The 14718-nt window shown below is 31.5% G+C and carries 13 protein-coding genes; all 13 read left to right on the forward strand.

The genetic code is table 11. From position 1 onward, the window contains the following. A partial coding sequence (infB, locus tag ACOX6R_RS04725) for a translation initiation factor IF-2 (RefSeq protein WP_433447785.1) occupies positions 1-1973 on the forward strand: 1973 nt, incomplete at its 5' end. Continuing rightward, positions 1973-2326, forward strand: a complete 354-nt coding sequence (gene rbfA, locus ACOX6R_RS04730) for a 30S ribosome-binding factor RbfA (protein ID WP_433447787.1) — start codon at positions 1973-1975, stop codon at positions 2324-2326. The genes infB and rbfA, both read left to right, overlap by 1 nt. Beyond that, positions 2313-3302, forward strand: a complete 990-nt coding sequence (locus tag ACOX6R_RS04735) for a DHH family phosphoesterase (RefSeq protein ID WP_433447788.1) — start codon at positions 2313-2315, stop codon at positions 3300-3302. The genes rbfA and ACOX6R_RS04735 overlap by 14 nt, the downstream gene beginning before the upstream one ends. Then, a complete protein-coding gene (truB, locus tag ACOX6R_RS04740; RefSeq protein WP_433447790.1) occupies positions 3299-4183 on the forward strand; it encodes a tRNA pseudouridine(55) synthase TruB in 885 nt (294 codons plus the stop codon). The genes ACOX6R_RS04735 and truB overlap by 4 nt, the downstream gene beginning before the upstream one ends. A gap of 3 nt (positions 4184-4186) precedes the next feature. Beyond that, entirely contained in the window at positions 4187-5095 is a 909-nt protein-coding gene (locus ACOX6R_RS04745) for a bifunctional riboflavin kinase/FAD synthetase (protein ID WP_433447792.1), read from the forward strand. 115 nt (positions 5096-5210) lie between these two features. Then, positions 5211-5477 carry a 30S ribosomal protein S15 gene (rpsO, locus tag ACOX6R_RS04750; RefSeq protein WP_433447794.1) on the forward strand — a complete coding sequence of 89 codons (267 nt, stop codon included), beginning with the start codon at positions 5211-5213 and terminating at the stop codon, positions 5475-5477. A gap of 43 nt (positions 5478-5520) precedes the next feature. Then, on the forward strand, positions 5521-7620 hold the full coding sequence (locus tag ACOX6R_RS04755; protein ID WP_433447796.1) for a polyribonucleotide nucleotidyltransferase: 2100 nt from the start codon (positions 5521-5523) through the stop codon (positions 7618-7620). Between the two features lie 65 nt (positions 7621-7685). After that, positions 7686-8117, forward strand: coding sequence for a dUTP diphosphatase (gene dut, locus ACOX6R_RS04760; protein ID WP_433447798.1), 432 nt, complete (start codon positions 7686-7688; stop codon positions 8115-8117). A gap of 237 nt (positions 8118-8354) precedes the next feature. Next, positions 8355-10523, forward strand: coding sequence for a DNA translocase FtsK (locus ACOX6R_RS04765; protein WP_433447800.1), 2169 nt, complete (start codon positions 8355-8357; stop codon positions 10521-10523). After that, complete coding sequence (rimO, locus tag ACOX6R_RS04770; RefSeq protein WP_433447803.1) at positions 10516-11832, forward strand: 30S ribosomal protein S12 methylthiotransferase RimO; 1317 nt, start codon at positions 10516-10518, stop codon at positions 11830-11832. The genes ACOX6R_RS04765 and rimO overlap by 8 nt, the downstream gene beginning before the upstream one ends. Then, on the forward strand, positions 11829-12362 hold the full coding sequence (pgsA, locus tag ACOX6R_RS04775; protein WP_433447805.1) for a CDP-diacylglycerol--glycerol-3-phosphate 3-phosphatidyltransferase: 534 nt from the start codon (positions 11829-11831) through the stop codon (positions 12360-12362). The genes rimO and pgsA overlap by 4 nt, the downstream gene beginning before the upstream one ends. Before the next feature lie 7 nt (positions 12363-12369). Next, positions 12370-13617, forward strand: coding sequence for a competence/damage-inducible protein A (locus tag ACOX6R_RS04780; protein ID WP_433447807.1), 1248 nt, complete (start codon positions 12370-12372; stop codon positions 13615-13617). Then, positions 13604-14638 carry a recombinase RecA gene (recA, locus tag ACOX6R_RS04785; protein ID WP_433447810.1) on the forward strand — a complete coding sequence of 345 codons (1035 nt, stop codon included), beginning with the start codon at positions 13604-13606 and terminating at the stop codon, positions 14636-14638. Before ACOX6R_RS04780 ends, recA begins: the two co-directional genes overlap by 14 nt. Positions 14639-14718: the final 80 nt, after the last annotated feature.

The raw sequence follows: 14718 nt of genomic DNA on the forward strand, positions 1-14718 counted from the left end.
AAAGAGATGATAAAAAGTCACACAATAAAGTAAATGTAAATAATAATAAGGCAAAAGACCACAGGAATAACCGAAAACAAAATCGCAATAAAAATAACGACAAGAAAAATAATGCCAACAATACAAATAATAATACATTTACAAGGGATTTAAGTAAGAAAAAACCAAAGAAACATAAAATTAAACATAAAAATACTCAAGATAAGAAGGAGGAGGAAATTATAGATATTATAGCACCTATAACAGTAAAAGATTTTGCAGACCAAGTTGGTCTTGGAGTATCTACTGTTATTACAAAATTAATTGGACTTGGAGTAATGGCTAACCAAAATCAAACTATAGATGAAGACACTTGTATTCTTTTAGCAGATGAGTTGGGAATTGAAATAAACATAGTTGAGCCTGAAGTTGAAAAAACAATTGAAGAAGAATTTGGACTAATTAAGCCAGACAAGAAAAAAGATCTTAAAACTAGACCTCCTGTTGTAACAGTTATGGGACACGTTGACCATGGTAAGACATCACTACTTGACTGTATAAAATCATCACATGTTACAGATCAAGAAGCCGGTGGAATAACTCAACATATCGGAGCTTACACAGTTAATTTCAATGGCAAAAAAATAACTTTCTTAGATACCCCTGGTCACGAAGCTTTTACTTCAATGAGACTTAGAGGAGCTCAAACTACTGATATTGCAATTCTTGTAATAGCTGCTGATGATGGAATTATGCCTCAAACAGTTGAGGCTATATCTCACGCAAGATCTGCAGATGTTCCTATTATTGTAGCAATTACAAAAATTGATAAACCTGAAGCTAATATTGAAAGAATAAAACAAGACCTTATGAACTACAATCTAGTTCCTGAAGAGTGGGGCGGAGATACAATAGTAGTAGGTGTGTCTTCAAAAACTAGAGAAGGTATAGATGACTTGCTTGAAATGGTACTTCTTGTTGCGGAAATGAGCGAATTAAAAGCAAATCCTAACAGAAAAGCTATTGGTACTGTAATAGAAGCAAATCTTGACAAGTCTAAAGGACCTATGGCCACAATTTTAGTTAAAAATGGTACATTGAGATTTGGAGATTCAATTGTATCTGGAGTTTGTTCAGGTAGAATAAGAGCCATGAAAGATGACAAGGGTAAAAACATTAGAAAGGCTGGGCCTTCAGTACCAGCGGTTATTTTAGGACTTAACGATGTACCTAATGCTGGTGATACACTTTATGCAGTTTCTGATGATAAAGTAGCCAAAGCTATCGCTGAAAAGAACCAAGAACTTTCAAGAGAAATTAGACTTAACCAAACTGGAAAGATTAGTCTTGATAACTTATTTGATAAGATCAATGAAGAAAATATCAAAGAGCTTAATATCGTAGTAAAAGCAGATGTTAAAGGTTCTGCAGAGGCACTTGTTCAGTCACTATTAAAACTATCAACTGATGAAGTAAAAATTTCTATAGTTCACTCAGCAGTAGGTGGTATTAATGAATCTGACGTAACTCTTGCATCAGCTTCTAATGCAATTGTTATTGGATTTAACGTAAGACCTAATATTAACGCTATTGAACTAGCTAAGAGCGAAGAAGTTGAAATTAGAACTTACAGAGTTATCTATGAAATTATAAATGATATCGAACAAGCCGTTAAAGGTATGTTAGACCCTGATATAGTCGAAGAGATTTTGGGTAGATGTGAAATTAGACAAACATTTAAATTACCTAATAATCAAATGGTTGCCGGAGTATATGTATTAAGTGGAAAAATTTTAAGAAATTCAAAAGTAAAAGTATTAAGAGATGACATAGTAATACATGAAGGTGATATTAGTTCTCTTAAGAGATTTAAAGACGATGTCAAAGAACTTCAACAAGGCTACGAAGGCGGTCTTATGATTGACGGGTTTAATGATATTAAAGAACATGACTTACTTGAGTCATTTGTATTAAAGGAAGTTGAAAGAAAATAATGAATAATAAAAGAATTAGTAGGATTTCTGAAGAAGTTAAACGTGCAATTTCTGAAATTATAAGGACAGAGTTAAAAGATCCTAGAATATCTGAACTTACAAGTATTTCTCATGTAGATGTTACTAATGATTTATCGTATGCGAAAGTTTATGTAACAGTGCTTGGCAATGATGAAGATAGAGATAAAGCAGTTGAAGGGTTAAACTCTGCCAAGGGCTTCATTAAAAAAGAATTGGGCAAAAAAGTTAAACTAAGAATTATGCCTGAGTTGATATTTATTAATGATGACTCTATTGAAAGAGCATTAGAGATAAGCCGTTTAATAGATGAGGTCAACAATGAAGATAAATGATTTTCAAACTGAATTATCTAAATTTAAAATAGCTATAGATGAAGCAAAATCTATAGCTATTGCTTCGCATTTAAATCCAGATGGAGATAATTTGGGATCCTTAAATGCGTTGTATGGTTTATTAAAAAATATTGGTAAAAAAACTACTTTTATTTTGAATGACGAAATTCCTTCTAGTTTTTTATTTTTACCTTATATTGACAAGTTCACTTCTCCACAAGATTTAGAGAATGAATCTTTTGATTTATTTATTGCACTTGATTGTGGGGACTTAAATAGGCTTGGAGATGAAGTAAAACAATATTTTTTATTATCCAAAAAGACTATTAATATTGATCACCACAATTCCAATGATTACTTTGCAGATATTAATATTGTTGATATAAATGCAACAGCTACATGTGAAGTTCTATTTAGTATCTTTAAAGAGCTAAAATATAATTTAGATAAAGAGATTGCAACTTCATTATATACTGGCATTTCAACTGATACTGGATCTTTTAAATATGATTCTGTAAGACCTCAAACTTTTAAATTTGCATCAGAGCTTTTAGAGTATGGAATAGACTTTAGAACAATAAATATTTCACTATATCAAACTCGATCAAAAGAAAAAACAGATTTACTTGTTAAAGCTCTTAATTCTATAAAGTACTATAACGATAATAAAATAGCATTAGTAAGAGTAACAATTGATGATTTTGAAAAAACTGGAGCAAAAAAACTTGATTCAGATGGTATAGTAGAATTTGTCCGAGACATTGAAGGTGTTGAGGTGGCAGTTCTATTAAAAGAAAAAGAAAATTCTATAAGACTTTCCATGAGATCAAAAAGCTTTATAAACTGCACTGAAGTAGCAAGCAAGTTTAATGGCGGAGGTCATATTAGAGCAGCAGGCGGAACTTTTAATCATAATGATCTTGATAAAGCAGAAAAAGATGTAGTAAGTGCTATTATGGAAGAGTTTGATAAATGAATGGACTATTAGTTTTTGATAAACCAAAGGGAATAACTTCTCACGATGTAGTATACAAGGTACGCAAAAAGACAGGGATAAAAAAAGTCGGACACACTGGCACTCTAGATCCCTTAGCCACAGGAGTCTTAGTAATATGTATTGGAAGAGCAACTAAAGTAAGTGATTACGTACTCTCTTCCGATAAAGAATATATTGCTAAGATAAAGCTTGGACTATTGACTGATTCCTACGACATTAATGGCAATATATTAAAAGAAGAAGATGTATCTTTTAATAGAGATGAAATTGAAATTGTTTTAAATAGTTTTATCGGAGAACAGATGCAGACTCCGCCTATTTACTCTGCAATTAAAATTAATGGTCAAAAATTATATGAATATGCACGATCTGGAAAAGAGATCAATATACCAAAAAGAAAAATATCTATAAATTCGATTGAACTTTTAGATTTTAACGATAAAGATGAAATTACAATTAAAGTTTCAGTATCAAAAGGTACTTATATTAGATCTCTTGCCAATGATATAGGTAAAAAACTTAACACAAACGGAACTATTACTGAGCTAAGAAGAACTAAAACTGGAGATTTTAATATTACAGAAGCAATCGATATGGATAAGTTTAGCGAAATGTCTTTAGAAGAGATAGATAAACATTTGCTTCCAATAGATAAAGCTTTAGATAATCTTAAAAATATAAAAATTAATGCTAATTTTCGTGATAGAATATTAAATGGAGTCTTCTATAAATTAGATGACGAATATAGCGAAAGTGAATATAAAATATATTGTGGCGATGAATTTCTTGGAATTGGAGAAATAAGAAAGATTGATGGAGAATATTTTTTGAAAATGAAAAAACGATTGATAGGGGAATGACGCATGAAGGTAATAGAGATTGATTTAGATTATATTGCTAATGAAGAATCTTTAATAGCTTTAGGAAACTTTGATGGAGTTCATAAAGGGCATATAGAGTTAATAGATACGGCTATAAAAAGAGCAAAAGAACTTAATGTAAAATCTAGTGCACTTATTTTTAAAGAACACACAGATAATCTTGTAAATATAAATAAAAAAGAAATTTTAACAGATAACGATACAAAGTTTGAAATATTTGAAGATTTAGGATTAGATATTATTTATTTAATAGATTTTACGAAAGAATTTATGGCCTATAGTCCTATTAAATTTCTTGATGATTTTTTGTGCAAAAATTTAAATGTAGTAGGTGTTGTGGTCGGTTACGATTATACCTATGGTTACAAAAAAGAAGGCCATGTAGATTTTCTACTTGACAATAAAGATTTATTTAAATCCATTGATGTAATAGCCCCTGTAAAAAATAATCACACAAAAATTTCTTCTTCTTTGATACGCAACCTAATTAAAGATGGCGATATCAAAAAAGCAAATTTCTTATTGACAAGACCATATAAACTTGTTGGAAAGGTTATACACGCTAAGGGCCTTGGCAAAAAAATGGGATTTCCAACAGCGAATTTAGAGCTTGTAGATAATTATGTAATTCCAAAGTTTGGAGTATATGATACTGATATAATAATTGATGGCAAGAGATATAAAGCTTCAACAAGTATAGGTACCAATCCAACTGTTGAAAATGATGGAATTAAAGTTGAGGCTCACATACTTGACTTTGATGAAGATATATATGGAAAGACAGTTCAATTAGAAGTTCTAGATTTCTTAAGACCAGAAATTAAGTTTGATAATATTAAAGATCTTTTTGAGCAAATATCTAAGGATGTAGAGGTAACTAGAGCAAGATAATCTTTACATTTCAAGCACTTTATGATATTATGTTAAAGGTAAAATACCTATTCATGGTTTGACGATCCTCTGACGCTTACTATGATTAGGCTTATAAAATTTAAGGAGGAAAAATATGTTAGAAAAAAACATTAAACAAGTAATTATCGAAGAGTTTCAAACACACGAAGGAGATACAGGTTCTCCAGAAGTTCAAATTGCAATCTTAACTAGAAGAATTAACGATTTAAACGAACACTTAAGAACACACAAGAAAGACAACGCATCTAGAAGAGGTCTTCTAAAGATGGTTGGTCAAAGAAGAAACTTGTTAAGATATTTAAAAAACACTGATATAGAAAGATATCGTACACTTATTAAAAAACTACAAATTAGAGGATAATAGGAGCGGTAAATCCGCTCTTTCTTTTTAAAAGGAGGAAATAATGGAAAAAGTTTTTACTATGCAGCTTGCTGGTTCTGAATTAAAAGTTACTATCGGAAAAGTTGCAGAACAAGCCAATGGAGCTTGCATGGTTCAATATGGAGAAACATTGGTACTAGTAACTGCGACTGCATCTTCCAAACCAAGAGATGGCATAGACTTTTTTCCTTTGAGCGTTGACTATGAGGAAAAAATGTATGCTGTTGGTAAGATTCCTGGAGGATTTATAAAAAGAGAAGGCAAGGCTAGTGAAAAAGCTACCCTTTCTGCAAGATTAATTGACAGACCTCTAAGACCTCTATTCCCAGAAGGATACAGAAACGATGTTCAAGTTGTAGCTACAATACTAAGCGTTGAGCAAGATCATTTACCAGAAATTGTTGCAATGATTGGATCATCAATCGCACTATCTATTTCAGATATTCCTTTTGACGGACCAACTGGATCTGTTCAAGTTGGAATGATTGATGGCAAGTATGTAATTAATCCAAACGAAGAACAAAGAGAAATTTCAGATATTAACCTAATGCTTGCTGGAACTAAGTCAGCTATCATGATGGTTGAATCTGGATCTAACGAAGTTACTGAAGACGAAATGTTAGGTGCAATTTTCGAAGGACATGAAGTCATTAAAGAAATTTGTGAATTCGTCGAAGAAATTACAAGAGAAGTTGGAAAAGAAAAATCAGAATATGAAGTATTCGTACCTAATGAAGAAATAGTTTCATTAGTTGAAGATTATGGGAAAGACAACCTTGTTAATGCAATAAGACAAAAGGATAAGACAGTTAGAGAAAAATTAACTGAAGAAGCTAAAGACGACATAAGAGAACACTTCGAAGATAAGGCCGAAGAATTTGGAAAAGATATTGAGGCTGCAATTGAAAAAATTGAAGTAGAAGAAGTTAGAAGAAGAATAATAGAGGAAGAAGTAAGGCCTGATGATAGAGGACTCGATGAAATAAGACCTTTATCTTCAGAAGTGGGACTACTTCCTAGAACTCATGGTTCTGGACTATTTACAAGAGGACAAACTCAAGTTCTTTCAGTTACAACTTTAGGTTCACTTGCAGAAGAACAAACTATTGATGGTTTGGGCGACGATAAACCGAAGAGATATATTCACCACTATAACTTCCCAGGATTCTGTGTTGGTGATGTAAAACCATTCCGTTCACCAGGTAGAAGAGAAATAGGTCATGGTGCTTTAGCTGAAAGAGCATTACTTCCAGTTATACCAAGTGTAGAAGAATTCCCTTACACAATAAGAGTGGTTTCAGAAGTACTATCTTCTAATGGTTCTTCTTCACAAGCATCAATCTGTGGTTCAACTCTATCTCTAATGGACGCTGGAGTGCCTATAAAAGCACCAGTTGCTGGTATTGCAATGGGTCTTATTGAAGAGGATGGCATTACAAAGATACTTACAGATATTCAAGGACTTGAAGACCATTTTGGAGATATGGACTTTAAAGTTGCTGGAACTAAAAAAGGTATAACTGCACTTCAAATGGATATAAAAGTTGAAGGAATCAAGAAAGAAATATTAGAAGTTGCATTAGAAAAAGCAAAAGTTGCTAGAATGACAATTCTTGAAAACATTCATAATACTATTGAAAAACCGCGTGAAAAACTTTCTAAATATGCACCAATTATTCACATTATAAAAATTGATCCAGAAAAAATTGGAGAGGTTATTGGGCCTGGCGGAAAGGTTATAAATAAAATCATAGAACAAACTGAAGTTAAAATCGATATTGATGACGACGGTAAAGTATCAATACTTTCTAACGATGACAACAAAGCAAGACAAGCAATTGAAATGATTGAATCTATTGTAAAAGAAGTTGAAGTTGGCGATATATACCTTGGAAAAGTTAAAAAGATAGTTAAGTTTGGAGCTTTTGTTGAGCTTAAAAAAGGCACAGAAGGCTTACTTCATATTTCAGAAATTGCACATGAAAGAACTAGAGAGGTTTCCGATGTTCTAAAAGTTGGCGATAGCGTAAAAGTTAAAGTTATTGACATTGATGAGGAAAACGGAAAAATATCTCTTTCAAGAAAATGTCTGTTAGAAAAAGAAGATAACAAAGAAAAATAATTATAAATTAATCGCATTAATGTTTCTTTTAATGCGATTTTTTTACATTAAATACGGAGGAATAAATGAAAGTTAAAATTATTAATAAAAGCAAGCACGAAATGCCAGAATATAAGACAAAAGGTGCTTCTGGTATAGACATAAGGGCAAATTTAGAAAGTGACATAGTCCTAAAACCTCTTGAAAGAATTTTAGTACCAACAGGACTTTTTTTAGAAATGGAAGAAGGATACGAGGCACAAGTAAGAGCCAGATCTGGACTTGCAATAAAAAAAGGTATAAGTCTTGTTAATGGTATTGGTACCATTGATTCTGATTACAGAGGAGAAGTTAAAGTTATTATTATTAACCTAAGTAATGAAGAAGTTACCATAAAAGATGGAGAGAGAATTGCACAAATTGTGTTCATGAAAATTGAAGTTCCACAAATTATTGAAACTCAAAATATTTCTGAAACAGAGCGTGGAGACGGTGGTTTTGGACACACTGGACTCTAATGAATATTGTTATAATTTTTTCTTATTGTTATAATATTAGTGAGGTGCTAATTGTTGAGTAAGAAAAGAAAAACTAAAAAAAGCAATAAAAAATTTAATATATTTAGCAAGAATAATAAGAATAAAAAATCAAACACGGGTAAAAGCCAAGCTGCAATTTCTTCAGACAAAGAAATGACAGGCCTTTTTTTAATGATTATAGGAATTATTTCTTTTATATCTATTTTTAGTCAGAAAATGGGATTAGTGGGTAATGTAATATACAAATTATTTTCAATAATCGCTGGTTCTGCTAATTTTATGATTCCTGTTCTTATTATTTTTTGGGGAATTTTATATAATTTACCACCAACTAAATTTAACATGAAGAGATACATAATTTCATCTTCTGTTATACTTTTGTGCATATTAATTATTTTAGATGGTTCAAAAGAACTTGATATGACTCTTATAGATAGAATCAATAAATCTGCTGAATATCTCGATATCACACGAAGCGGAGGAGTATTTGGGGCTATCTTTGGATTCTTCTCTTATAAACTATTTGGGTCTGTGGGCACATATATTGTTGTCACATGTATAATTTTATTTTCAATATACATGATGTTAAAACCAAATGTTGATCAAATTCTTATTTTATTTGAGGATGTTGGAGAATATATAGAATCTAAAAAAGATAAAATCAAAGAAAGAAAAGACAGAAAAGAAGAAAAATCTAAAGAAGTTACAAAAATAGATAAAGAAGTAGACGAAGATCTGTTTATTAATTCTGCGGGATCTACTGACAATGTAGTCGTAAAAGATTACAAAAATGAAAATCTTGAAAGTTCCGATAGTGATGAAGAGTCCAAAATAGAAAAGATTTCAAAATCTGAAAATTCTAAAGATAAATCAAAGGATGAATTAGAAGATGATTTAGATTTCGAAGATACAATAAAGAGTGATATAGAAAATCACGAAGAAGCAACTGAATATACATTCCCAGATATTGCGCTACTAAATCATAATGATGTAAAGAAAAGTTTCTCTAAAGATGTCATATTAAATAATGGCAAAATTATTGAGTCAACAATGGCAAATTTTGGCATTGATTCAAAAATCGTTGCAATAAATAGAGGACCAGTAATTACATCTTATGAATTAAAACCAGCGCCTGGTGTTAAATTATCTAAAATCGTAAGCTTAAGTGACAATATTTCAATGGCACTTTCAAGCTCAGATTTAAGAATAGAAGCACCAATTCCAGGAAAAAATGTTGTTGGAATAGAAGTTCCAAATAAATCTAAGGACACAGTTGGATTAAGAGAAATTATTGAATCACGTGAATTTAAAGATTTGGATTCAAAGTTGCCACTAGCTCTTGGAAAGGATGTTGAGGGAAATATTATCGTATCTTCATTAGAAGATATGCCTCATCTTTTAATAGCTGGTGCAACAGGTTCTGGTAAATCTGTATGCATAAATTCAATAATTACAAGTATAATTTATAAATCATCACCTGCTGATGTAAAACTTATGCTTATTGATCCAAAAATTGTTGAACTTAGTGTATATAATGGAATACCTCATCTATTAATTGACGTCGTTACGAATCCAAAAAAGGCAGCCTTTGCACTTAATTGGGCTGTTGATGAGATGGAAAAAAGATACGAAGCCTTTGCTAAGTATTCTGTAAGGGACTTAAAAGGTTTTAATGAGAAGATGATTAAATTAGAAAAACCTGAGGAAAAAATGCCACAAATTCTTATTATTGTTGACGAGTTGGCAGACCTTATGATGGTTGCTTCAAAAGAGATAGAAGAATATATTGCGCGCCTTGCTCAAAAAGCAAGAGCTGCAGGCATGCATTTAATACTTGCAACTCAGCGTCCATCAGTTGATGTCATCACTGGAACTATTAAGGCAAATATTCCTTCAAGAATTGCATTTTCTGTAAGTTCTTCTATAGATTCAAGAACTATTCTAGATATCGGTGGTGCAGAAAAACTCCTTGGCAAGGGAGATATGTTGTTTTATCCTGTAAAATATCCTAAACCAAAGAGAATTCAGGGAACAATGATTACTGATGATGAAGTTGAAAGAGTTGTAAACTTCGTAAAAATGAACAATAGTATCAACAATAAAATAGAGTCAAAAATCGAAAAAGCAATTGAAGATAAGAAGACGAATATGTCATCCGAGACTGATGAGTTATTTAAAGACGCAGTTAATTTAGTACTTGAAGATGAGCAAGCTTCTATTTCATATCTTCAAAGAAAGCTTAGAATAGGATATTCTAGAGCTGGTAGAATTGTCGATCAAATGGAAGAAGTTGGTATAATTGGACCTCATGAAGGATCAAAACCGCGTAAACTACTGATGACGAGGGAAGAAGTTCAAAAACTATTGGAGGAAAAAGATGAATAAAATTCATATCGTGACACTTGGTTGTTCCAAAAATGAAGTAGATACTTCTGTTATGGAATCAATTTTAGATAAAGATAAATATAGTGTGACTCATGATGCTAGTGAAGCTGATGTAATAATAGTTAATACTTGTGGCTTTATAGATGCCGCTAAGGAAGAGTCTATTGATACAATTCTTGAGTCAGTTGAATATAAGACAAAGGGAAATTGCAAAAAAGTATTGCTGGCTGGCTGTTTGGCACAAAGATATCCTGAAGAGTTAATAAAAGAGATCCCAGAAGTTGATGGAATTTTAGGTACAGGAAATATTGGATATATTAATGAACTACTTGATTCCATACTTGACGGCAAGAAAGTTATAAAAACTGATAATTTAAATAGTGATTATCTTGAAGGAGTAAAGAAAAAAGATGTTTCAGTAACTGAGTATGTAAAAATTTCAGAGGGATGTAACAATAACTGTTCCTACTGTATAATTCCAAAGCTTCGAGGTATAAATAGATCTAGAAAAATTGAGGATATTTACGATGAAGTTAATTACTTAGTTGAAAATGGTGCAAAAGAAATTATTCTAATAGCACAAAATACAACTGATTACGGAATCGATTTGTACTCAAAATACTCTTTGGCTAAATTAATTAAAGAATTATCAAAAATAGAAAAACTAAAATGGATTAGAGTTTTGTATTTATATCCTGATCACTTTGATGATGATTTGATTAATGAATTTATAAACAATGAAAAGTTAGTAAAGTACGTTGATATTCCACTTCAACACATCTCTGATAATGTTCTAAAAAATATGAACAGGAAAACTAATAAAGAACAAATAATTAACTTAATCACTACTTTGCGAGAAAAAATTGAAGGTATTATCATTAGAACTACTTTTATTGTAGGTTTTCCTGGTGAAACTCAAGAAGATTTTGATGAACTGCTTAAATTTATTGAGACGTATAAATTTGATAAATTGGGAGTTTTTCCTTATTCTCAGGAAGAAGACACAAAGGCAGCACTTCTTGATGACCAAATCGATGATGAGACAAAAGAAAAAAGAAGAGATGAAATAATGAGCGTACAAAGCGAAATTTCTTCTAGTATTCTATCCGATAAAGTTGGAGAAAAATTAGAAGTCTTAATAGAAGAAAAAACAGATGAAAAATCCTATATGGGAAGAAGTTATATGGATGCTCCAGAAATTGATGGAGTTATATATGTAAATAGCGACTCCGAGTTAAAAATTGGAGATTTTGTCGACGTAGAAGTAATTGATAGTTTAGATTATGATTTGATAGGTGAAAGAATATGAATACTCCAAATAAACTGACACTTATTCGTGTTATTATGGTTCCTATTTTTGTTATATTGATGTATCAAGATTTTAGTTCTGCAAGAATGGTTTCAACAATAGTTTTTGCTGCAGCATCTTTTACAGACTTCTTGGATGGACATATTGCAAGAAAAAATAATCTTGTAACTAATTTTGGTAAATTTGCCGATCCACTTGCAGATAAAATTTTAGTCTGTTCAGCTATGATACTATTAGCTAGCACTAATGAGATTCCTGCATGGATGGTAATTATTATAATTGCAAGAGAATTTGCAATAACAGGCTTTAGAATAATTGCTGCTTCTGAAAATATTACAATAGCAGCAAGTCCACTTGGAAAAATCAAAACAGTGTCTCAACTAATTTCTCTAATATTACTATTAACAAATATTGATGCACTTAGAACGCCTGGTCTTTATATATTTTATTTTGCAACATTCTTTACAGTAGTATCTGGAATAGATTACTTTAAGAAAAATATTAAAGTGCTAGACTTAGAAAATATATAGGTGAAAGATGAAAGCAGCAGTAATTACAGTTGGAACAGAGCTATTAATAGGTTCCATATTAAATACAAATTCAAAATATGTCTCACAGAAGTTAACTGATTTAGGCGTAGATGTTTCAAAACAAGTAACAGTAGACGATAACATGAATGATATAATTGATGAACTTACTTTTATATCTAAAAAATGCGACTTAATTCTTCTAACTGGAGGACTAGGTCCCACTAATGATGATATAACAAGAGAAAGTTTAGCTAAGTTTTTAGGAAGAAAAATATATCTCGATGAAGAAGAAAAACTTCTCTTGGAAGAAAGATATAGAAATAATAAACAAGTAATGCCTGAGAATAATTATAAACAAGTATGCCTAATAGAGGGCTCTAACAAGTTAAAAAACAATTGGGGAGCAGCCCTTGGTGAATGGATTATACAAGATGATGTAACTTATATTGTAATGCCAGGTCCGCCAGGAGAATTTGAACCAATGGTTGATGCATATCTGCCAAAAATCGTTAAGTCAGAAGAGAATATAATCATTAAGTCTCTCGATGTAATAGGACTTGGCGAAGCAAGAGTTGAAAGAATGATTAGAGCACTTAATATAGAAAATGACAATGTATCTATAAATACTTTTGCACATCAAGGTTATACTGAAATTAAAATAATAGGTAAGAGTAATGATTTTAGTTTTGTAAGTAAGAGCATTGAAGTTGTTGAAGAAACCTTGTATTCAGAATTTAGAGATCATATCTATTCTGATAAAAACCTAGAAATTTCAAATGTATTAGTTGAAAAATTAACTCAAAATAATCTTACTATTGCCTTTGCAGAGTCTATTACTGGCGGTAAACTAGCTTCATCTATTACAGATGTTGCTGGTTCATCAAAGGTAATCAGTTCATCTTATGTGACTTATTCAAACGATTCAAAGCACATGAATCTAAATGTAAAAAGAAAAACTTTGGATGAGTATGGTGCAGTAAGTAGACAGACAGCTTATGAAATGGCAAAGGGACTAAAAGAGAAAACAGGTGCAGATATTTGCGTATCTACAACTGGTGAAGCAGGTCCAATACCAGCAGAAAAAGAAGTTGGAACAGTTTATTCTTGTATATATTTTAATGATGATAAATATTTTACTAAAGAATATTTCTTTAACGGTGATAGAGATAAAATTAGAAACCGTACAGTTAATTCAGTATTGTCTCAAATTTTATTTCTAGTAAATAGGAAGGAGTATATGGATGAAAGAAATTAATGGTAAACAAGAGGCACTTAACAATGTTTTAAACCAAATTGAAAAACAGTTTGGCGAAGGTGCTGTAATGCGTCTTGGAGAAGATGCTAAACTTGATATAGATTCGACACCTACAGGTTCGCTTGCACTAGATATTGCACTTGGTATTGGCGGAATACCAAAGGGAAGAATTATAGAGGTATATGGACCAGAATCATCAGGTAAGACAACACTAACTCTTCACATGCTTGCAGAAGTACAAAAACAAGGCGGCACTGGTGCCTTTATTGATGCAGAACACGCCCTAGATCCTGGTTATGCTAAAAAACTTGGAGTTGATATTGAAAACTTAATCATTTCTCAACCTGATACTGGTGAACAAGCTCTTGAAATTACTGAAGCATTAGTTAGATCTAATGCTGTTGATTTAATTATAATTGACTCAGTTGCAGCACTTGTTCCTCGTGCAGAAATCGACGGTGAAATGGGAGCTGCTCAAATAGGTCTTCAAGCTCGTCTAATGTCTCAAGCACTTAGAAAATTAACTGGAGCTATTAATAAGTCCAAAACTTCAGTTGTCTTTATTAATCAACTTAGAGAAAAAGTTGGTGTAATGTTTGGTAATCCAGAGACTACAACTGGTGGTAGAGCTCTAAAATTTTATTCTACAGTTAGATTAGATATTAGGAAAACAGAAAATATCAAAAAAGGCGATGAAATTATCGGAAATAGAGTTAGAGTTAAAGTCGTAAAGAATAAAGTAGCTCCGCCTTTTAAACAAGCTGAATTTGATATTATGTATGGCGAAGGAATATCAAAGGTTGGAAACATACTTGATGTTGCAGCTGATGCTGATATAGTTAAAAAAGCTGGTGCTTGGTACTCATACGGAGATGAACGTCTTGGCCAAGGAAGAGAAAAAGCAAAAGAATTTTTAGAAAATAATCCTGAAATGCTAAGTGAAATTGACCATAAGGTGAGACTACATTATAATTTAATTCAATCTGATGAAGAAGAAACAGAAACAGAAGATAATGAATAATTGGAATGTGATTAAGTGAAAATTTTATATTTTACTGACACTCATATTAGAGGTACTAATCCCAAAAATAGATTAGATAA

The organism is Peptoniphilus sp. (genome assembly GCF_050943655.1).
Classification (GTDB): Bacteria; Bacillota; Clostridia; order Tissierellales; family Peptoniphilaceae; genus Peptoniphilus_A.